Raw genomic sequence first — 14,952 nt, forward strand, 5'->3', positions numbered from 1 at the left:
CGAAGGATCGTAATGCCGACCGGATCGGGATTTTGCAACTGCGAGAAGCGAAGCAAAATTTCGCGGGAGCCAAGTTTTCCGCTTTATACGGCGCTTTAGCGAGGGCGCGGCGCGCGCCCGGTAGCCAGCTTAGTCGGGCTTGCCGACGCGACTGAGCTTGTCGAGCGCGCTGCGCAGTTCGGCCTGCGCGTCGTCGGATGTCTCGCCGGAATGCGATTCGGGCGCATCGCGCTCCGCCTCGCGGCGCAGGAAGGCGATGACCATATCCGAATCCTCCTGCTCTTCCGCGGACGGACCGGCCTGGAATGCCTTGAGGGCGTTGCCGAGGCGTTCGGTGAGCTTGTCGAGCGGCAGATCGCCCAGCGCTGCGGCTGGAGCCGGGCTTGGCGCGGGTTCGGGCGCGGGGGCTTCTTCAGCGGGTGCTGGGGGCGCTGGGGGTGCTGTCGGCGCGGGCTCGTCGAAGCCTTCTTCCTCGGATTCGTCGAAATTGCTTTCGTCCAAATTATCGAGTTCGCCGTTGGGATCGGCGATGGGATCGACATCGGCCACTTTCGGCCCGACGTTCTGCCACTCATCCCACGAGTCCTCCCCGAATGCAGCCACCGGCTCCTCCCAATTGTCCGCGATCGGTGCTGGCGCGGTTTCGGCCTTGAACTTGTCGAAGACCGAGATTTCCATTTCGTTAGCATCCGCCGCTTCGGGTTCGGTCGGCCACTCGGGCGCCGTGTCGCTGTCGGCCTCCTCGTGCCACAATTGCATCAGCGCATTGTCGGGCTGCGGCGCGTCGGCGAGCAGCAGCTCTTCGTTGTCCGCTTCCTCGGGCGGGTCCTCGACCGGGCGGATGCCCTCTTCGGCCATATCCTCGCGCGGATTGAACAGACGACGCGGGCCGGTCTTGCGGAGCGGGGGCGCATCCTGCGCGCCGTCATCGTGCAGCCAGACACCGCCGGGTTCGTCCGCATGATCGGCATCGTCGTCATCCCCCATGGCCTCGTTGACGGCGGTCACGCGCATCGCGATCGCGAGGCCGATCAGCAGGCCCAGCACGGCAGCAACGGCGGACAGCACCAGACGGCGCATTCCTGGATCGGCCAGCATGTCGGCGAGGCCGAGGCGCTCGGCCATCAGCAGGTGGACCGCTGCGGGCATGACGAAGAGGCCAAGCCCCAGCAGCAGCGCAAACCATGCGCCGACACCCCATTTGAAAGCAGGGTGGCTGCTGATCGGTGCAGAGTGCGTCGCGGCGTTCATCGGCGTGGTCATACTCGTTGCATGCGGCTCAGACGACCGCGGAAGAATCACGGACTAGCAGATTCTGGTAAACGGCCCGATAACGATCAATGTTCCTAGCCCAATCATGGGCTTGCGCGACATGGGCATGGCCCGCTTCGCGCATCGCCGGCCAGCGTTCGCGCGCGGCGATGAACCCCGCCAGCGCCTCGGCCATGGCGGCGGGATCGTCGGGCGGGAAAAGCAGGCCGGTGACGCCGTTTTCGATCAGTTCGCGGTGCCCGCCGACATCGCTCGCGGCGACGATGCGCCGCTGGGCCATGGCCTCGAGCGGCTTCAGCGGGGTGACCAGATCGGTCAGGCGCGAGCGTTTGCGTGGATAAGCGAGCACGTCGACCAGCGAGTAATAGCGCTCGACCTCGCCATGCGGGACGCGGCCGGTGAAGACGATCGCCTCGCTTGCGGGTGACGCCGCGGCCTGCGCGCGGAGGGCTTCGTCCATCGGCCCGCCGCCGACCAGCAGCAATTGCGCCCCCGGCTGGCGCTCGCGCAGCAGCGGTAACGTCGCGATCAGATCGCCCAGGCCCTCGTAATCATAAAAGCTGCCAATGAAGCCGATCACTGGTCCCGGCCCGATGCCGAGCGTCTCGGCCAAACCCGCATCGCGTGGCGGCGGATCGCCGAACAGCGTCAGATCCACCCCATTGGGAGCCAGCGCGATCTTGTCGCCATCGTGGCCGCGTGCGACCAGATCGCTGCGCAGCCCGGCGCAGATCGTGAAGACCGCATCGGCCTGCGCCACCACGCGGTTTTCGAGCGCGCGGGTGAGGTGGTATTTGAGCGATCCCGCGCGTCCCGTGCCATTGCCGACCGCCGCATCTTCCCAGAAGGCGCGGATTTCATAGACGAAAGGAAGGCGTAGGCGGCGCGCGGCGCGCAGGCCGGCCATGCCGCAAAGGGCGGGCGAATGGGCGTGGATGATATCGGGGCGCCATTCGTGCGCGACTTGCTCGATCTGCTGGCGCAGCGCTTCGATTTCGCGCCATTCGCGCCAGACGGATGGACCCGAGGGCTGGCCGGGTGTGCGATGGAAGGTCAGCCCTTCGACCTCTTCCACCGGCGGTCCCTCGGCGAAATGGCGCGCGCCGGTAATGCCGCGCACCTCGACCCCGGCCCCCTGCAGGCTCTTGAGGATCGCGCGCGTGCGGAAGGTATAGCCGGAATGCAGCGGCAGCGAATGGTCGAGGATATGCAGCACGCGGGTCATCAGTGGGCGCCTGTGTCACATTACGCTTAACGGCGCGTCAACCGCGAGGCATTAGGGACCGCTGCGGAGACCAAGCACTCGTGATCGACTATTTCGCCCTCGCCCTGACGCATGCGCTGATCCTTATCGCGATCCTGCGCGTGTTCATGCGCGACGACCTCGACCGCGAAAACCCGCCGGGTGCCGAGCCCGAAGCGGCAAAACCGAACCGGCGCGAGGCACGGCGAGCGCGACGCGCAGGCGGGACGGCGCGCGATGCTTGACGCCGCGCTGTTCCTGTTCGTCATGGCGCTGTTCGCGCTCGGCCTGAGGCGCCCCTTCGTCTGGGTGCTGGCCTATCTCTATATCGATATCCTCGCCCCGCAGAAGATCGGCTGGACGCTGACGCCGATGCTGCCGATTTCCTTCATTGCCTTCATGCTCGCCTTCGCCGGCTGGGCGATTGCCGATGCGAAATCCGAGATTCGCTTTACGTTGCGGCAGGGCATCATGATCGCCTTTCTCGGATTGTGCTTCCTCACGCTGCAATGGGCCGATTTTCCCGAGGATGCGGCCTATAAATGGGAATGGGTCTGGCGCGCGCTGGTGTTTGCCATCTTCCTGCCCTTCACGCTGGTCACGCGATTGCGGCTGGAACTCGCCCTGCTGGTCGTCGCGCTGACGGCGGGAGCGATCATCATTTCCTCCGGCCTCAAGACCGCACTCGGCGGCGGGGGTTATGGCAGCCTGTATTTCTTCGTGAACGACAATTCGAATATCTACGAGAGTTCGACGCTCTCCACGGTCGCGATCGGGCTGATCCCGATTATCTGGTGGTTCATGAACCATGGCCGGGTTTTCCCCCCCGATTGGCGCGTCAAGCTGTTCGGCTCGGCCTTCATCTTCTCCTGCCTGCTGATCCCGATCGGGACCGAAGCGCGCACCGGACTCGTGTGCATCGGCGTCCTCGCGCTTCTGCTGCTGCGCGATGTGAAGCGGCGGATGACCTTCATCGCCGGCGGCATCGCCATAGTGCTGATGGCGGCGCCTTTCCTGCCGACAAGCTATTACGAACGCATGGGACTGATCACCGGGCACGAGCAGGACCAGTCGGCCTCGACCCGCCTCGCGGTATGGCAATGGACCTATGACTATGCGCTCGAGAACCCGCTCGGCGGCGGCTTCGATTCCTACCGCGGCAACAAGTTTGAATACCGCCTGCCGCAGGTCGAGGAAGACGGCAGCACGACTACGGTCGAATACAAGGACGTGGTCGACGAGGCGCGCGCCTTCCACTCGTCGATCTTCGAGGTGCTGGGCGAACAGGGGTGGATCGGCCTGTTCCTGTGGGTCTGGCTCCATGCCAGCGGGCTGTGGCAGATGGAAAAGCTGCGGCGGCGCTGGCGTGGGCGCGAGGGGGCGAGCTGGCAATCACCGTTGGCGAGCGCGCTGCAGATGACACAGATCATCGCGCTGGTCGGATCGCTGTTCCAGGGGATCGCCTACCAGCCGGTGATCCTGCTGATCATCGCCCTGCAATGCGGGCTGTGGACCTATCTCAAGCACTGTGAGGAAGCGGCCGCCGAGCCGCGCTCCTCGCGCAGGCGCGCTGCCCACCGTTCGGAGCCCCAGCGCGCCACCAGCGCATCGAATGCGGCCCGTTCCGCCCCGCCGAGCGAGGCGTAATCCGCACACCGCCGCGCGCGCGTGACGCAGGCCTCGCCGCTGTCGAGCCGCAGCGAAATCACGCCCAGCTCTTCATGCGCCAGACCGATCGCAGTCGGTTCGTCGAGCGGTCCGATATGGAGGAAGGGCGCAGGCGACGCGGCTGCGGGAACATCCGCGCCCAGGAGCCGCAGGATTATGGCGCGATAATCGCTCAATCCCAGCGGTGCCCGTGCCGCACCAAGCGGACGGTTGCCGGCGAGGAAAGTCGCGTTCTGCCGGTCGTTGATGACATGGCCATGGCCGAGAAAGCCCTCCTCGAACAAAGCCTCGCCATGGTCGCCCGTGACGATCAGCACCGTGTCCTCCCACACGCCCAATGCTTCCAGCTTCGCGATGAGCCGGCCCAGCGCGGCGTCGGTATGCGCGACCGCGTTCCAGTAGGTCCGCTCCAGCGCCGCGCGGTTGTCCTCGTTGATCCCGCCGCGGTCCAGTGGCGGCTTGGCGAAGCGGTGCGGGACGGCGTCGTGGTCATAGGGGAAATGCGGCGTCTGGAAATTGAGGTAGGCGAATTGCGGTGTCTCCCACGTCGCGGCATCGCCGAGCGTTGCGTCGAAGCGATCGAGCACGATATTCTCGTCGACCAAGAGCGAGCCTTGCGCGGCAAAGCTGAAAGCGCGTTGGTCCCTGAGCGTTTCGGCATCGACGAAGCGGTCGGCAAATTCGCGCATTCCGACAGCTTCGGAAATACCGCCGAAATCCTCCGGTTGTCCCGAGAACACGCCGATTTCATAGCCGCTGGCATCGAGTTCGCGAAACAGGCTTGGCGATCCCGGTGGCACGACCAGGCTGCCCGCGAAGAGCGATTTGAGCGAGGCGGTGGTAAATCCGACATGGCTGTAGACAGGCGCGACGGCCCCGCCCTGCGCCGCCACGCGCGCGAGATTGGGAGCGACGAGCTTCCCGTCGATGCGCTTGCCGAGCACATCCGCGCGGGTGCTTTCGAAGACGACGATGACAAGGTGGGGCCTTTCGCCTTCGACCGGCATCGACGGAAGCGGTTGCGGAACCGGGACAAGCGCGAGATCGCCGCCATAGCCGTCCTCGTCGATCCCGTTGCCGGGGATATCGAGCGCGAGCGGATGGCGAGCCGCATCGAACGGAGCCGGGTCGATCGTCCGCCCCGCCAGACCGTACCCATCGCCGTCGAAATCGCTCGCCAGCGCCAGCATGTCGCCGAGCCCCTGCCAGGCGGCGATCCTTTCCAGCCCCCGCGGCCCGTCGCCGCCCAAACGTGGCAGCACCAGCACCGCGCCGGCAAATGCCAGCCAGACGATGCCGAGTGTGGTCCAGCGAGGCCATGCACTAGCAAGCGATGACTGCTTCCCCGGCAATCGGCGAAGCAGGCGGGCCGCCAGCCACCATGCCGCAAGAAACAGGGCGAGCGTGCCCACGCCAAGCATGATCTCGTTCTTGGCGAACAGCAGCGCATCGGTCGCGCTTCCGCCGCCCAGTTGTTTGAGCAGGGCGAAGCTGACCGCATCGCTGAAATAGGAATGCAGTTGGTAACGCAGGCTCAATACCAGCAGGCTGATCCCGCCATAAAGGAAAGCGAAATGCAGCACGGCAGACTGCGCACCGGACGCACGCGCAAGCCGGCCGGCCAGCTTCCAGGCGAGCAGGGCGACAGCAATATGGGCGAGTGCAAAGCCAGCGAGGAAGATTGCCAGTTCGCCGCCCGTATCGACCGCACTCGACTGCCCGAACCCGCCGGTGAACACACCATATTTGCGATTGGCGACCGCCAGCTCCGCGCCTGCCACAATGGCGGCAACCAGCGGGACCCCGATTGCGGGTTTGAGGGCAGCGCCGAGGATACGGGCCAGCATGGTTTCTCCAGCGTTGCGGGCGCCCTTGCGCCACGCGGGGGACCATACCGTCTGTGCGAATCGGCTCAATACGCGCGGCGGCCTTCATCACCGGACACGGCGCTTCCCCATGCCGTAGCGGCACGTGCGGCGGTGTTGCGCGCATCCCGCGCATGCGCCATGACTCGCGCCGCACGCGCGGCCGGAGTCGCGCGAAACCGTCAGTTTTGGATAGAGGAGAGGCGCGCATGAGCCCGCAGGATCTGGCCGCGAAGGTCGGCGAAGTAATCGGCACCAGCGAATGGGTCGAAATGAGCCAGGAGCGTATCAACCAGTTCGCGGATGCCACCGGCGATCACCAGTTCATCCACATCGACGAGGAAAAGGCCAAGATGACGCCGTTCGGCGGCACCATCGCGCATGGCTTCCTGACGCTGTCGATGATCCCCTATCTCGGCGCACAGTCTGATATGCCCCGGCTCGAGGGCGTGAAGATGGGCGTCAACTACGGCGGCAACAAGACGCGCTTCATCTCGCCCGTGCGCAGCGGCAAGCGGATTCGCGGCCACTGGAAGCTGGTCGAAATGGTCGAGAAGCGCCCCGGCCAGTGGCAGCAGACCAGCGAGATCACCATGGAGATCGAAGGCGAGGACAAGCCCGCGCTGATCACCGAATGGATCACCCAGATTTTCGTCTGATTTCCCCCTCCTCCCCGGTGAGGATTCAGGCACTTTCAGCAAACCAAGGAAATACCCATGCGTGACGCAGTCATCGTCTCCACCGCCCGCACCGCCATCGGCCGTGCCTACAAGGGCGGGTTCAACGACACCAAGGGCCCGACGCTCGGCGCCTATTCACTCAAGCCCGCGATCGAGCGCGCCGGTATCGAAGCCGACGAAGTCGACGACGTGCTGTGGGGCAGTGCGCTCCAGCAGGGTACGCAGGCCGGCAACCTCGCGCGCCAGGTCGCGCTGCGCGCCGGCTGCCCGATCGGCACCAGCGGGATGACCATCGACCGCCAGTGTTCGAGCGGCCTGATGAGCATCGCCACCGCCGCCAAGCAGATCATCACCGACCGCATGGATGTGGTTGCCGCGGGCGGTCAGGAATCGATCAGCCTCGTGCAGACCAAGGAAATGCGGGTGATGCCCGATCCCGAACTCGTGAACATGCACGGCGCGGTCTATATGCCGATGCTCCAGACCGCCGAAACGGTCGCCCAGCGGTATGGCATCACCCGCGAGGCGCAGGACGAATATGCGCTGCAAAGCCAGCAGCGGACCGCCGCGGCGCAGGAAGCGGGCAAGTTCGACGACGAAATCGTCTCCGTCAGCACCACGCACAAGGTGCAGGACAAGGAAACCGGCGAAATCTCGGACGTCGAAATCACCATCGCCAAGGACGAGGGCAACCGCCCGCAGACCACGCTTGAAGGCCTTTCGAGCCTCAAGCCGGTGATGGGCGAAGGCACCACGATCACCGCGGGCAACGCCTCGCAGCTGTCGGACGGGTCCTCGGCCTCGGTCCTGATGGAGGCCAAGGTCGCCGAACAGAAGGGCCTCCAGCCGCTTGGCCGCTATGTCGGCATGGCAGTTGCCGGCACGCAGCCCGACGAAATGGGCATCGGCCCGGTCTTTGCAATTCCCAAGCTGCTCGAACGTTTCGACCTCAGCGTCGACGACATCGGCATCTGGGAACTGAACGAAGCCTTCGCGGTGCAGGTGCTCTACTGCCGCGACAAGCTGGGTATCCCGGCTGAGCTGCTCAACGTCAACGGCGGCTCGATTTCGATCGGCCACCCCTATGGCATGACCGGCGCGCGCTGCACCGGCCACGTGCTGCTCGAAGGCAAGCGCATGGGCGCGAAATACGGCGTCGTCACCATGTGCGTGGGCGGCGGCATGGGCGCAGCCGGCCTGTTCGAAATTTTCTGATCGAACATCCCGGGCGAGCGGCTCGCTTGCCTAAATCACGGATAACGGACATCCTCCGGCCCTGGCGGTCGGGGGATGTTCGCGTTTGGGCATCATGGAAATCATTGGTGTAGCGGGAAGCGTCAGCCTGTTGGCGGGCTGGCGGCTGTATCTGTGCATCTTCGCGACCGGGCTGGCGATGCGGCTGGATGCGTTGCCGCTGCCCGAACACCTCGCGGCTCTCGATGTGCTCGCCAGCCCATGGGTAATGGGCGCAGCGGCGCTGGCGGCGATTGCCGAATTCCTCGCCGACAAGGTGATGTGGCTCGATTCGATCTGGGATGCGGCACATACATTCGTGCGGCCCGTGGGCGGCGCGTTGCTGGCGCTGGCGATCATCGATCCGGCGGATCCAGCGACACAGGTGATCGCCTTCCTGCTTGGTGGCGGGGCGAGCTTTGCAGCGCATGCGGGCAAGGCGCAAGCGCGCGGCGTGGTCAACGCCAGCCCGGAACCGGTCAGCAATATCGCTGTCTCGACCGCCGAGGACGTGGCTACGGTCGGGCTGCTCTATCTCGCCTATGAATTCCCGCTGATCGCCGCGGGGATCGCCATTGTGCTGCTCGCCCTGACTGTGTGGTTGCTGCTGCTGGCGCGGCGGATCATCGGCAGGCTGTTCGGACAGCGAAAACCGCCACCGCCCGGCTGACCGGGTCAACCGTGTTCGGCGATGAATTCCTCGACCACCGGGGCGATACGGTCGCGCCATTTGCTGCCGTTGAAGATGCCGTAATGGCCCGCGCCTTCGGCCATGTAATAGCGCTTCTTCGCACTATCGAGACGGGGCGTCAGGTCGAGCGCGGCCTTGGTCTGGCCGAGGCCCGAAATATCGTCGCGCTCGCCCTCGATCGCCAGCAACGCGGTGCGCGTGATGTCGCCGAGATCGACCCGCTTGCCGCGGTGCAGGAACGTGCCGTTGGGCAGCGCATGGTCCTGGAAGACCTCCTGCACCGTCTGCAGGTAAAATTCGGCGGTCATGTCGGCGACGCTGCGGTATTCGTCGTAGAAATCCTTGGTCGCCTGCGCGCTGGCCTCGTCGCCCGCGGTGAGGTGTTTGAACATCTCGTAATGGCTTTGCATGTGATTGCCGAGATTCATGCTCATAAAGCCCGCCAATTGCATGAAGCCGGGATAGACCCGCCGGCCCGCGCCGCGATACTGCATCGGCACGGTGGCGATGACATTGTGGCGGAACCATTCGATCGGGCGATCCATGGCCATGTCGTTGACGCTGGTCGGCGAACAGCGTGTGTCGATCGGCCCGCCCATCATCGTGAGCGTGCTCGGCGTGCAGGGATGGTTGTCGCGGTTCATTATCGCGGTGGCGGCGAACACAGGCACCGAGGGCTGGCAGACCGCCATGATATGCGCACCTTCACCGATATGCTCGAGGAAGCCGATGACGTAATCCATGTAATCGTCGAGGTCGAAATTGCCCTCGTGCAGCGGCACCGTTTTGGCATCGGCCCAGTCGGTCACGAATACGCGATAGTTCTGCAGCATCCGCTCGACCGTGCCGCGCAGCAGCGTGGCGTAATGGCCGCTCATCGGCGCGACGACCAGCAGGCGCGGCGCATCCTCGGGCAGGTTTTCGCGGTAGAACTCCTTCAGATCGCCGAAGGGGCGGTTGACCACGGACGCCTCGAACACCGGATCGGAGGTGCCGTCGACCTCGACCGTCTCGATGTTCCAGCCCGGCTTGCCATAGGTGGCAGTGGCATGGGCGAACACTTCGAGCGCGCTGGCCGCCATCGGGCCGATATTCAGATAGCCCATCGGGTCGATGTGATTGACCGGGTTCGACGGATTGTTGAGCATTTCCACCCCGATCGAGGCGATGGTGCTGGCCGAATTCAGCCAGCTGCGCTGCAGTTCATAGGCGTGATAAAGCAAAAGGAATCCTCTGCTGGTCCGGCGCATGATGCGGTTTCCGGCCCGGGTAAAGACGGCCATCCTGCCGCCCGGTTGGTAATTGTGCAACGCACAATAGCTTAAAATGTGCCTTCGCGCATGCAGCAGTGTGGATTTTCGCGCCGCGCCGACCTAATTGCATGCGCATGGCAGCCAAGGACGAGACGGAAACCGAGGGTCGCGGCCGGTTCGCGCGCAAACGCGCGGCCAAGGACGCACCGCGCCAGCGTTCGCTGCGCCCCCTGCGCATGGTGTGGCAGGCGGGGAAGAATTATCCTGGTCACGTCGCGCTGGCGCTGGTCGCACTGTTCATTACCGCCAGCGCGACGCTCGCGATCCCGGCGGGGTTCAAGATGGTCATCGACCGCGGTTTTGCCGAAGGGGCCACGGCCGACGATATGGCGCGCTGGTTCCGCTATCTGCTGATGATCGTCGCCGTGCTCGCGGTAGGTACGGCGATGCGCTTTTACTACGTCAGCTGGCTGGGCGAGCGCGTGGTCGCCGATATCCGTCTGCGCGTGCAGGAAAACCTGCTGCAGCTTGCCCCGGGTTTCTACGAGGAGAACAGCCCCAAGGAAATCTCGAGCCGCATGACCAGTGATACAGCGCTGATCGAACAGGTCGTCGGCACCACCGTTTCGGTTGCCCTGCGCAATGCGCTGATGGCGATCGGCGGTACGTTGTATCTGTTCTGGCTCGTGCCGGGACTGACCATGGGCCTGCTGCTCATCATTCCCGCAATCGTCGTCCCGATCACGCTGTTCGGGCGGCGGCTGCGCAAGGTTTCGCGCACTAGCCAGGATCGGGTCGCCGATATCGGGGCGATGGTCACCGAAGTCCTGTCGGCGATGAAGATCGTCCAGGGTTTCAACCAGGAAGGCCGCGAGCACGGGCGGTTCCGCGAGGCGGTCGAGCGGACCTTTGCCGTGGCGCGGCGCCGGGTGATCCTGCGGGCAGCGATGACCGCGGTTGTCATCCTGCTGGTGTTTGGCGGTATCACCCTGCTGGTCTGGCGCGGCGCGCAGGCGGTCAGTGAGGGCGCGATTTCGGGCGGTACGATTGCCGCCTTCGTGCTTACCGCAGGCCTAGTGGCCGGCGCAATCGGCGCGCTGACCGAGGTATATGGCGATCTGCTGCGCGGTGCCGGCGCGGCCAGCCGCCTTTCCGAACTGCTCGACGAGCAGCCCGCGATTACCGCGCCCGAGCGCCCGCAGGAGCTGCCCGTCCCGCCGCGCGGCAGCCTGTCGTTCCGCAATGTCACTTTCCGCTATCCGACCCGGCCCGAAGCGCCGGCGATCAGCGATTTCAGCCTCGAGGTCGAACCGGGAGAAGCGGTGGCTATCGTCGGCCCCTCGGGTGCAGGCAAATCGACCATCTTCCAGCTTGCTGAGCGGTTCTACGACCCGCAGGCGGGCTCGATCCGGATCGACGGCATCCCGCTGACCGGCGCCGACCCCGCCGAAGTTCGCCGCCGCATCGCCTATGTCCCACAGGAAGGCGTCCTGTTCAGCGCCAATGCGCGCGACAATCTGCGTTATGGGAATTGGGAGGCGAGCGAGAATGATATCTGGGCCGCCGCGCGTGCTGCCAATGCCGCCGAATTCCTCGAGAAACTGCCGCAGGGGCTCGACACCTACCTCGGCGAGAGCGGTACCCAGCTGTCGGGCGGCCAGCGTCAGCGGATCGCCATCGCGCGTGCGCTGCTGCGCGATGCGCCGATCCTGTTGCTCGACGAGGCGACCAGCGCGCTCGACGCCGAAAGCGAGCGGCTGGTGCAGGAAGCACTCGAACATCTGATGGAGGACCGCACCACGCTGGTCATCGCGCATCGCCTGTCGACCGTGCGCGCTTCCGACCGGATCGTGGTGATGGAAGATGGCCGCATCGTCGAGCAGGGCACGCACGACCAATTGTCGGGCAATGGCGGGCTTTATGCTCGGCTCGCTTCGCTGCAGTTCGGTCTCGAGAGCGCGTGATCGCTTGACTCCGGCCTCGCCTTTCCCTTGGGGACTGCCGCAATGAACGACTATCTCACCGCAATCTTTCTTGGCATCGTCGAGGGGCTGACAGAATTCATTCCCGTGTCCTCGACCGGGCACTTGATCCTCGCCACCGAACTGTCGGGTGCTGATCCGAACGAATGGGCGATGTTCAACGTCGTCATCCAGCTCGGTGCGATCCTCGCGGTGGTCTATCAATATTGGGGCACCTTCTGGTCGGCCGGCATGGGCGTGCTCAAGCGCGAACGCGAAGGGCTGATGTTCGCACGCAACATCCTGCTCGGCTTTCTGCCCAGCGCGGTAATCGGCTTCGCACTCTATGAGAGTTTCGAAGCCATGCTCGGCAATCCGGGGATCGTGCCGTGGGCGCTGATCGTCGGCGGTGTGGCGATCATCGTGATCGAACGCGCTGCCAAGCCGCGCGATGAAGGCCGCGGCGTGGCCGATTTGCCGCTGAGCAAGGTACTCGGCGTCGGTTTCGCACAATGTCTGGCGATGGTCCCGGGCGTCAGCCGGTCGGGTGCCACGATCATGGGCGCACTCGCCATGGGCATCAATCGCAAAACGGCTGCCGAATTCTCCTTTTTCCTTGCCGTGCCGACCATGGTCGGTGCGACCACGCTCGAAGTTGCGACCAAATACGGTGCGATGATGACCGGAGCGACGCGGGTCGGGTGGGACCATATCGCGCTTGGCTTCGTCGTCAGCTTCATCGTCGCGCTGGTCGTGATCCGCGCGTTCGTGGCCTATGTCAGCCATAGCGGCTTCACGCCGTTTGCCTGGTACCGCATCATCGCGGGCAGTGCCGCGCTGGCCTGGTTGACCTTTGCGTAGCCTTGGCGCCACAGTCCGGCCATAATTCTGTCGCTGCGCCGGAACTTTTGGTTCGCAACGGATTTAACGCCAGTGAGTGAAACGCGAGAGTTAGACCAATGGGCTTACTGATCCTGATCGTAGTGGGCGCCCTGCTCGGGTGGCTGGCGACGATTATCCTGCGCATCGAGGATGGCCGGAATATCCTCGCCAATGCGCTGGTCGGTGTGCTCGGCTCATTGGTAACTGGCATGGTCGCGGGTAACGGTGCCATTCTGGGCACTGTGAGCGGCGTTGCGCTGCTGTGGGCGGTGCTCGGCTCGGTCGTGGTGATCGGCTTGTTCAACCTGTTCCGCCAGCGCGCTTACCGCTGAACACGCTTCACATAATCTTAGCATTCATTACAAACGGGCGCGGGATGGATTCGCGTCTCGAATACCAAGGGGAATACCTATGAACTTCAACAAGCTTACCATTATCGCCTCGGCCGCCGCCCTCAGCCTCGGCGTTGCCGCTTGCGACAGCCCGCAGGAAGAAGCCGCTGAAGAGCAGGCCGAAGCCATGGAAGACGAAGCTGACGCGATGGAAGACGCCGGCGAAATCACCGACGCTGAAGCTGACGCCATCGAAGCCGAAGCCGACGACATCGAAGACGCCGCCGAAGGCGACACCGATGCGATGACCGAAGGTCTCGAAGAAGCCGTCAACTAAGACGCTCTTCAGCAAGAGTTACCAAGCGGCCCGGAAGCGATTCCGGGCCGCTTTTGCATGTGTGGTTGGCAATCGCCGCATTGGGATTTGTGTGGGAACCGAGCGGCTATTCGCCCGTTCATCACATTCTCGCCGCATTTCGAATACGCGGCGTGCACATGCGTCGCGACGCGGCGCGAACCTAAAGGTTAAAGGGGATACGTAATGAAGTTCACCAAAGCCACGATCATCGCTTCTGCCGCTGCCATGAGCCTCGGCCTTGCCGCTTGCGACAGCGCAGCCGAGAACGAAGCTGAAGAAAACATCGAAGAGATGGAAGACGCTCGCGACAACCAGGTTGACGCCATGGAAGAAGCCGGTGAAATCACCGAAGACCAGGCCGACGCGATTGACGACCAGACCGACGCCATGGAAGAATCCATGGAAGAGCAGGCTGACGAAATCGACGAAATGTAAGCATCGTCGATCGTTATTCGATCATGCGGCCCCGGAGCGATCCGGGGCCGTTTTTCGTCGGGCCCTGTTTTCCTGGCCCCTGCTGTCGTCAGACCGGCTTGGCGCCGCTCTCGCGCCCGCCGCGCTGCGTATATTCGAGCGAGCCGCGGTTCACCACATGGTCGACATCGATCACCGCGGTGTTGGCATAGGTGAAGCCCGCGCCCAGGTTCCGGTACAGCTTGTCGAAATCGCGCTCGACCGTCTGGCGATAGAGGTCTTCGAAACTCTCGATCACGAAATAGGTCGGCTGCAAATCGCTGATCACGTAATCGGTGCGCATGACGCGGTCGACATTGAGCATGATCCGGTTGGGACTCTGCGCCTCGGTGGCATAGACCACCTCGGTCGGGCCCGAGAGGATGCCCGCGCCATAGGCCTTGATCCCGTCGGCTTCCTGCAGCAGCCCGAATTCGACGGTGTACCAGTACAGCGAACCGAGCGCCTTGAGCCGGTTGTAGCGCATCGCTTTCCAGCCCGCGCGGCCATATTCCTGCATGTAATCGGCGTAGACCGGATCGGTCAGCATCGGGACGTGGCCGAAGACGTCGTGGAAGACGTCGGGTTCCTGGATGTAATCGAAGGTCTCGCGCGTGCGGATGAAATTGCCTGCCGGGAACCGCCGGTTGGCCAGGTGCCAGAAGAACACGTGATCGGGGATCAGCATCGGCACGGGCACCACGCTCCACCCGGTCAGCGTGTCGAGATCTTCGGACAATTTGCCGAACTCGGGCACACCCCCGCGGTCGAGGTTCAATTTCTCCAGCCCTGCCATGAAGGCCGTCGCCGCGCGGCCGGGCAGCACGGCCATCTGCCGCGCGAACAGATCGTTCCAGATCGCATCGTTTTGGGCGGAATAGTCGGTCTGCTTGGGTTCAAGCCAGTCGTCGCCGACATGCTCGGGCTTCTTCAGCGGCGCGGTGAACACGTCCGCCGGAAGGTCGGGCAGCTGGGTAAAGTCCTGTTCGGTCTGTGTAAGTGTAGCCATATGGTTGGCGCTAATACTATCATTGCCGCATGCATACAAATGGCAGGAGCAA

The 14,952-nt window shown here is 64.2% G+C and carries 14 protein-coding genes and 1 pseudogene; 10 read left to right on the forward strand and 5 right to left on the reverse strand.

The genetic code is table 11. From position 1 onward, the window contains the following. Positions 1 to 129: 129 nt before the first annotated feature. Together N6L26_RS11655 and N6L26_RS11660 are read right to left on the reverse strand one after the other, a co-directional pair. Positions 130 to 1,263, reverse strand: a complete 1,134-nt coding sequence (locus N6L26_RS11655) for a hypothetical protein (RefSeq protein ID WP_263605727.1) — start codon at positions 1,261 to 1,263, stop codon at positions 130 to 132. Positions 1,264 to 1,279: 16 nt separating this feature from the next. Beyond that, complete coding sequence (locus N6L26_RS11660; protein ID WP_263605728.1) at positions 1,280 to 2,497, reverse strand: TIGR04063 family PEP-CTERM/XrtA system glycosyltransferase; 1,218 nt, start codon at positions 2,495 to 2,497, stop codon at positions 1,280 to 1,282. 80 nt (positions 2,498 to 2,577) lie between these two features. Between N6L26_RS11660 and N6L26_RS11665 the strand changes: the two genes are divergently transcribed. Next, complete coding sequence (locus N6L26_RS11665; RefSeq protein WP_263605729.1) at positions 2,578 to 2,760, forward strand: hypothetical protein; 183 nt, start codon at positions 2,578 to 2,580, stop codon at positions 2,758 to 2,760. After that, a complete protein-coding gene (locus tag N6L26_RS11670) occupies positions 2,753 to 4,162 on the forward strand; it encodes a DUF5935 domain-containing protein (protein WP_263605730.1) in 1,410 nt (469 codons plus the stop codon). Before N6L26_RS11665 ends, N6L26_RS11670 begins: the two co-directional genes overlap by 8 nt. A gap of 284 nt (positions 4,163 to 4,446) precedes the next feature. On the opposite strand, the pseudogene N6L26_RS13265 reads toward N6L26_RS11670, so the two are convergent. Beyond that, positions 4,447 to 6,030: pseudogene (locus N6L26_RS13265) on the reverse strand (LTA synthase family protein); the annotation flags it as partial. Positions 6,031 to 6,257: 227 nt separating this feature from the next. On the opposite strand from N6L26_RS13265, the gene N6L26_RS11680 reads away from it, so the two are divergent. The 3 genes from N6L26_RS11680 to N6L26_RS11690 all read left to right on the forward strand — a co-directional run bounded on the left by N6L26_RS11680 (position 6,258) and on the right by N6L26_RS11690 (position 8,631). After that, positions 6,258 to 6,707 (forward strand): MaoC family dehydratase, encoded by a 450-nt coding sequence (locus N6L26_RS11680; protein ID WP_263605731.1) that lies wholly within the window; start codon positions 6,258 to 6,260, stop codon positions 6,705 to 6,707. Between the two features lie 57 nt (positions 6,708 to 6,764). Further along, positions 6,765 to 7,943, forward strand: coding sequence for an acetyl-CoA C-acyltransferase (locus tag N6L26_RS11685; protein WP_263605732.1), 1,179 nt, complete (start codon positions 6,765 to 6,767; stop codon positions 7,941 to 7,943). A gap of 85 nt (positions 7,944 to 8,028) precedes the next feature. Then, complete coding sequence (locus N6L26_RS11690; RefSeq protein WP_263605733.1) at positions 8,029 to 8,631, forward strand: DUF4126 domain-containing protein; 603 nt, start codon at positions 8,029 to 8,031, stop codon at positions 8,629 to 8,631. A gap of 5 nt (positions 8,632 to 8,636) precedes the next feature. On the opposite strand, the gene N6L26_RS11695 is transcribed toward N6L26_RS11690, so the two are convergent. After that, positions 8,637 to 9,875 (reverse strand): polyhydroxyalkanoate depolymerase, encoded by a 1,239-nt coding sequence (locus tag N6L26_RS11695; protein WP_263605734.1) that lies wholly within the window; start codon positions 9,873 to 9,875, stop codon positions 8,637 to 8,639. A 164-nt stretch (positions 9,876 to 10,039) separates the two neighbouring features. On the opposite strand from N6L26_RS11695, the gene N6L26_RS11700 reads away from it, so the two are divergent. The 5 genes from N6L26_RS11700 to N6L26_RS11720 all read left to right on the forward strand — a co-directional run bounded on the left by N6L26_RS11700 (position 10,040) and on the right by N6L26_RS11720 (position 13,873). Then, complete coding sequence (locus N6L26_RS11700; RefSeq protein ID WP_412071329.1) at positions 10,040 to 11,869, forward strand: ABC transporter transmembrane domain-containing protein; 1,830 nt, start codon at positions 10,040 to 10,042, stop codon at positions 11,867 to 11,869. A 42-nt stretch (positions 11,870 to 11,911) separates the two neighbouring features. Beyond that, the gene (locus N6L26_RS11705; protein ID WP_263605735.1) at positions 11,912 to 12,727 is read left to right on the forward strand and encodes an undecaprenyl-diphosphate phosphatase; all 816 of its coding nucleotides are present in this window, start codon (positions 11,912 to 11,914) and stop codon (positions 12,725 to 12,727) included. Positions 12,728 to 12,825: 98 nt separating this feature from the next. After that, on the forward strand, positions 12,826 to 13,080 hold the full coding sequence (locus tag N6L26_RS11710; protein ID WP_263605736.1) for a GlsB/YeaQ/YmgE family stress response membrane protein: 255 nt from the start codon (positions 12,826 to 12,828) through the stop codon (positions 13,078 to 13,080). Positions 13,081 to 13,159: 79 nt separating this feature from the next. Continuing rightward, a complete protein-coding gene (locus N6L26_RS11715) occupies positions 13,160 to 13,417 on the forward strand; it encodes a hypothetical protein (protein WP_253521399.1) in 258 nt (85 codons plus the stop codon). A gap of 204 nt (positions 13,418 to 13,621) precedes the next feature. Further along, positions 13,622 to 13,873: a hypothetical protein gene (locus N6L26_RS11720; protein WP_263605737.1), complete on the forward strand. Its 252-nt coding sequence runs from the start codon at positions 13,622 to 13,624 to the stop codon at positions 13,871 to 13,873. 88 nt (positions 13,874 to 13,961) lie between these two features. On the opposite strand, the gene phhA is transcribed toward N6L26_RS11720, so the two are convergent. Next, positions 13,962 to 14,900, reverse strand: a complete 939-nt coding sequence (phhA, locus tag N6L26_RS11725; protein WP_263605738.1) for a phenylalanine 4-monooxygenase — start codon at positions 14,898 to 14,900, stop codon at positions 13,962 to 13,964. Positions 14,901 to 14,952: the final 52 nt, after the last annotated feature.

Source organism: Qipengyuania sp. SS22, from assembly GCF_025736935.1.
Lineage (GTDB): Bacteria > Pseudomonadota > Alphaproteobacteria > Sphingomonadales > Sphingomonadaceae > Qipengyuania.

Excerpts from the sequence above, each read along its gene's own strand:
- N6L26_RS11660 (WP_263605728.1), bottom strand. The coding sequence starts at position 2,497 with ATGACCCGCGTGCTGCATATCCTCGACCATTCGCTGCCGCTGCATTCC.
- N6L26_RS11680 (WP_263605731.1), top strand. The coding sequence starts at position 6,258 with ATGAGCCCGCAGGATCTGGCCGCGAAGGTCGGCGAAGTAATCGGCACC.
- N6L26_RS11710 (WP_263605736.1), top strand. The coding sequence starts at position 12,826 with ATGGGCTTACTGATCCTGATCGTAGTGGGCGCCCTGCTCGGGTGGCTG.
- N6L26_RS11705 (WP_263605735.1), top strand. The coding sequence starts at position 11,912 with ATGAACGACTATCTCACCGCAATCTTTCTTGGCATCGTCGAGGGGCTG.
- N6L26_RS11670 (WP_263605730.1), top strand. The coding sequence starts at position 2,753 with ATGCTTGACGCCGCGCTGTTCCTGTTCGTCATGGCGCTGTTCGCGCTC.
- N6L26_RS11715 (WP_253521399.1), top strand. The coding sequence starts at position 13,160 with ATGAACTTCAACAAGCTTACCATTATCGCCTCGGCCGCCGCCCTCAGC.
- N6L26_RS11720 (WP_263605737.1), top strand. The coding sequence starts at position 13,622 with ATGAAGTTCACCAAAGCCACGATCATCGCTTCTGCCGCTGCCATGAGC.
- N6L26_RS11685 (WP_263605732.1), top strand. The coding sequence starts at position 6,765 with ATGCGTGACGCAGTCATCGTCTCCACCGCCCGCACCGCCATCGGCCGT.
- N6L26_RS11655 (WP_263605727.1), bottom strand. The coding sequence starts at position 1,263 with ATGACCACGCCGATGAACGCCGCGACGCACTCTGCACCGATCAGCAGC.
- phhA (WP_263605738.1), bottom strand. The coding sequence starts at position 14,900 with ATGGCTACACTTACACAGACCGAACAGGACTTTACCCAGCTGCCCGAC.
- N6L26_RS11700 (WP_412071329.1), top strand. The coding sequence starts at position 10,040 with ATGGCAGCCAAGGACGAGACGGAAACCGAGGGTCGCGGCCGGTTCGCG.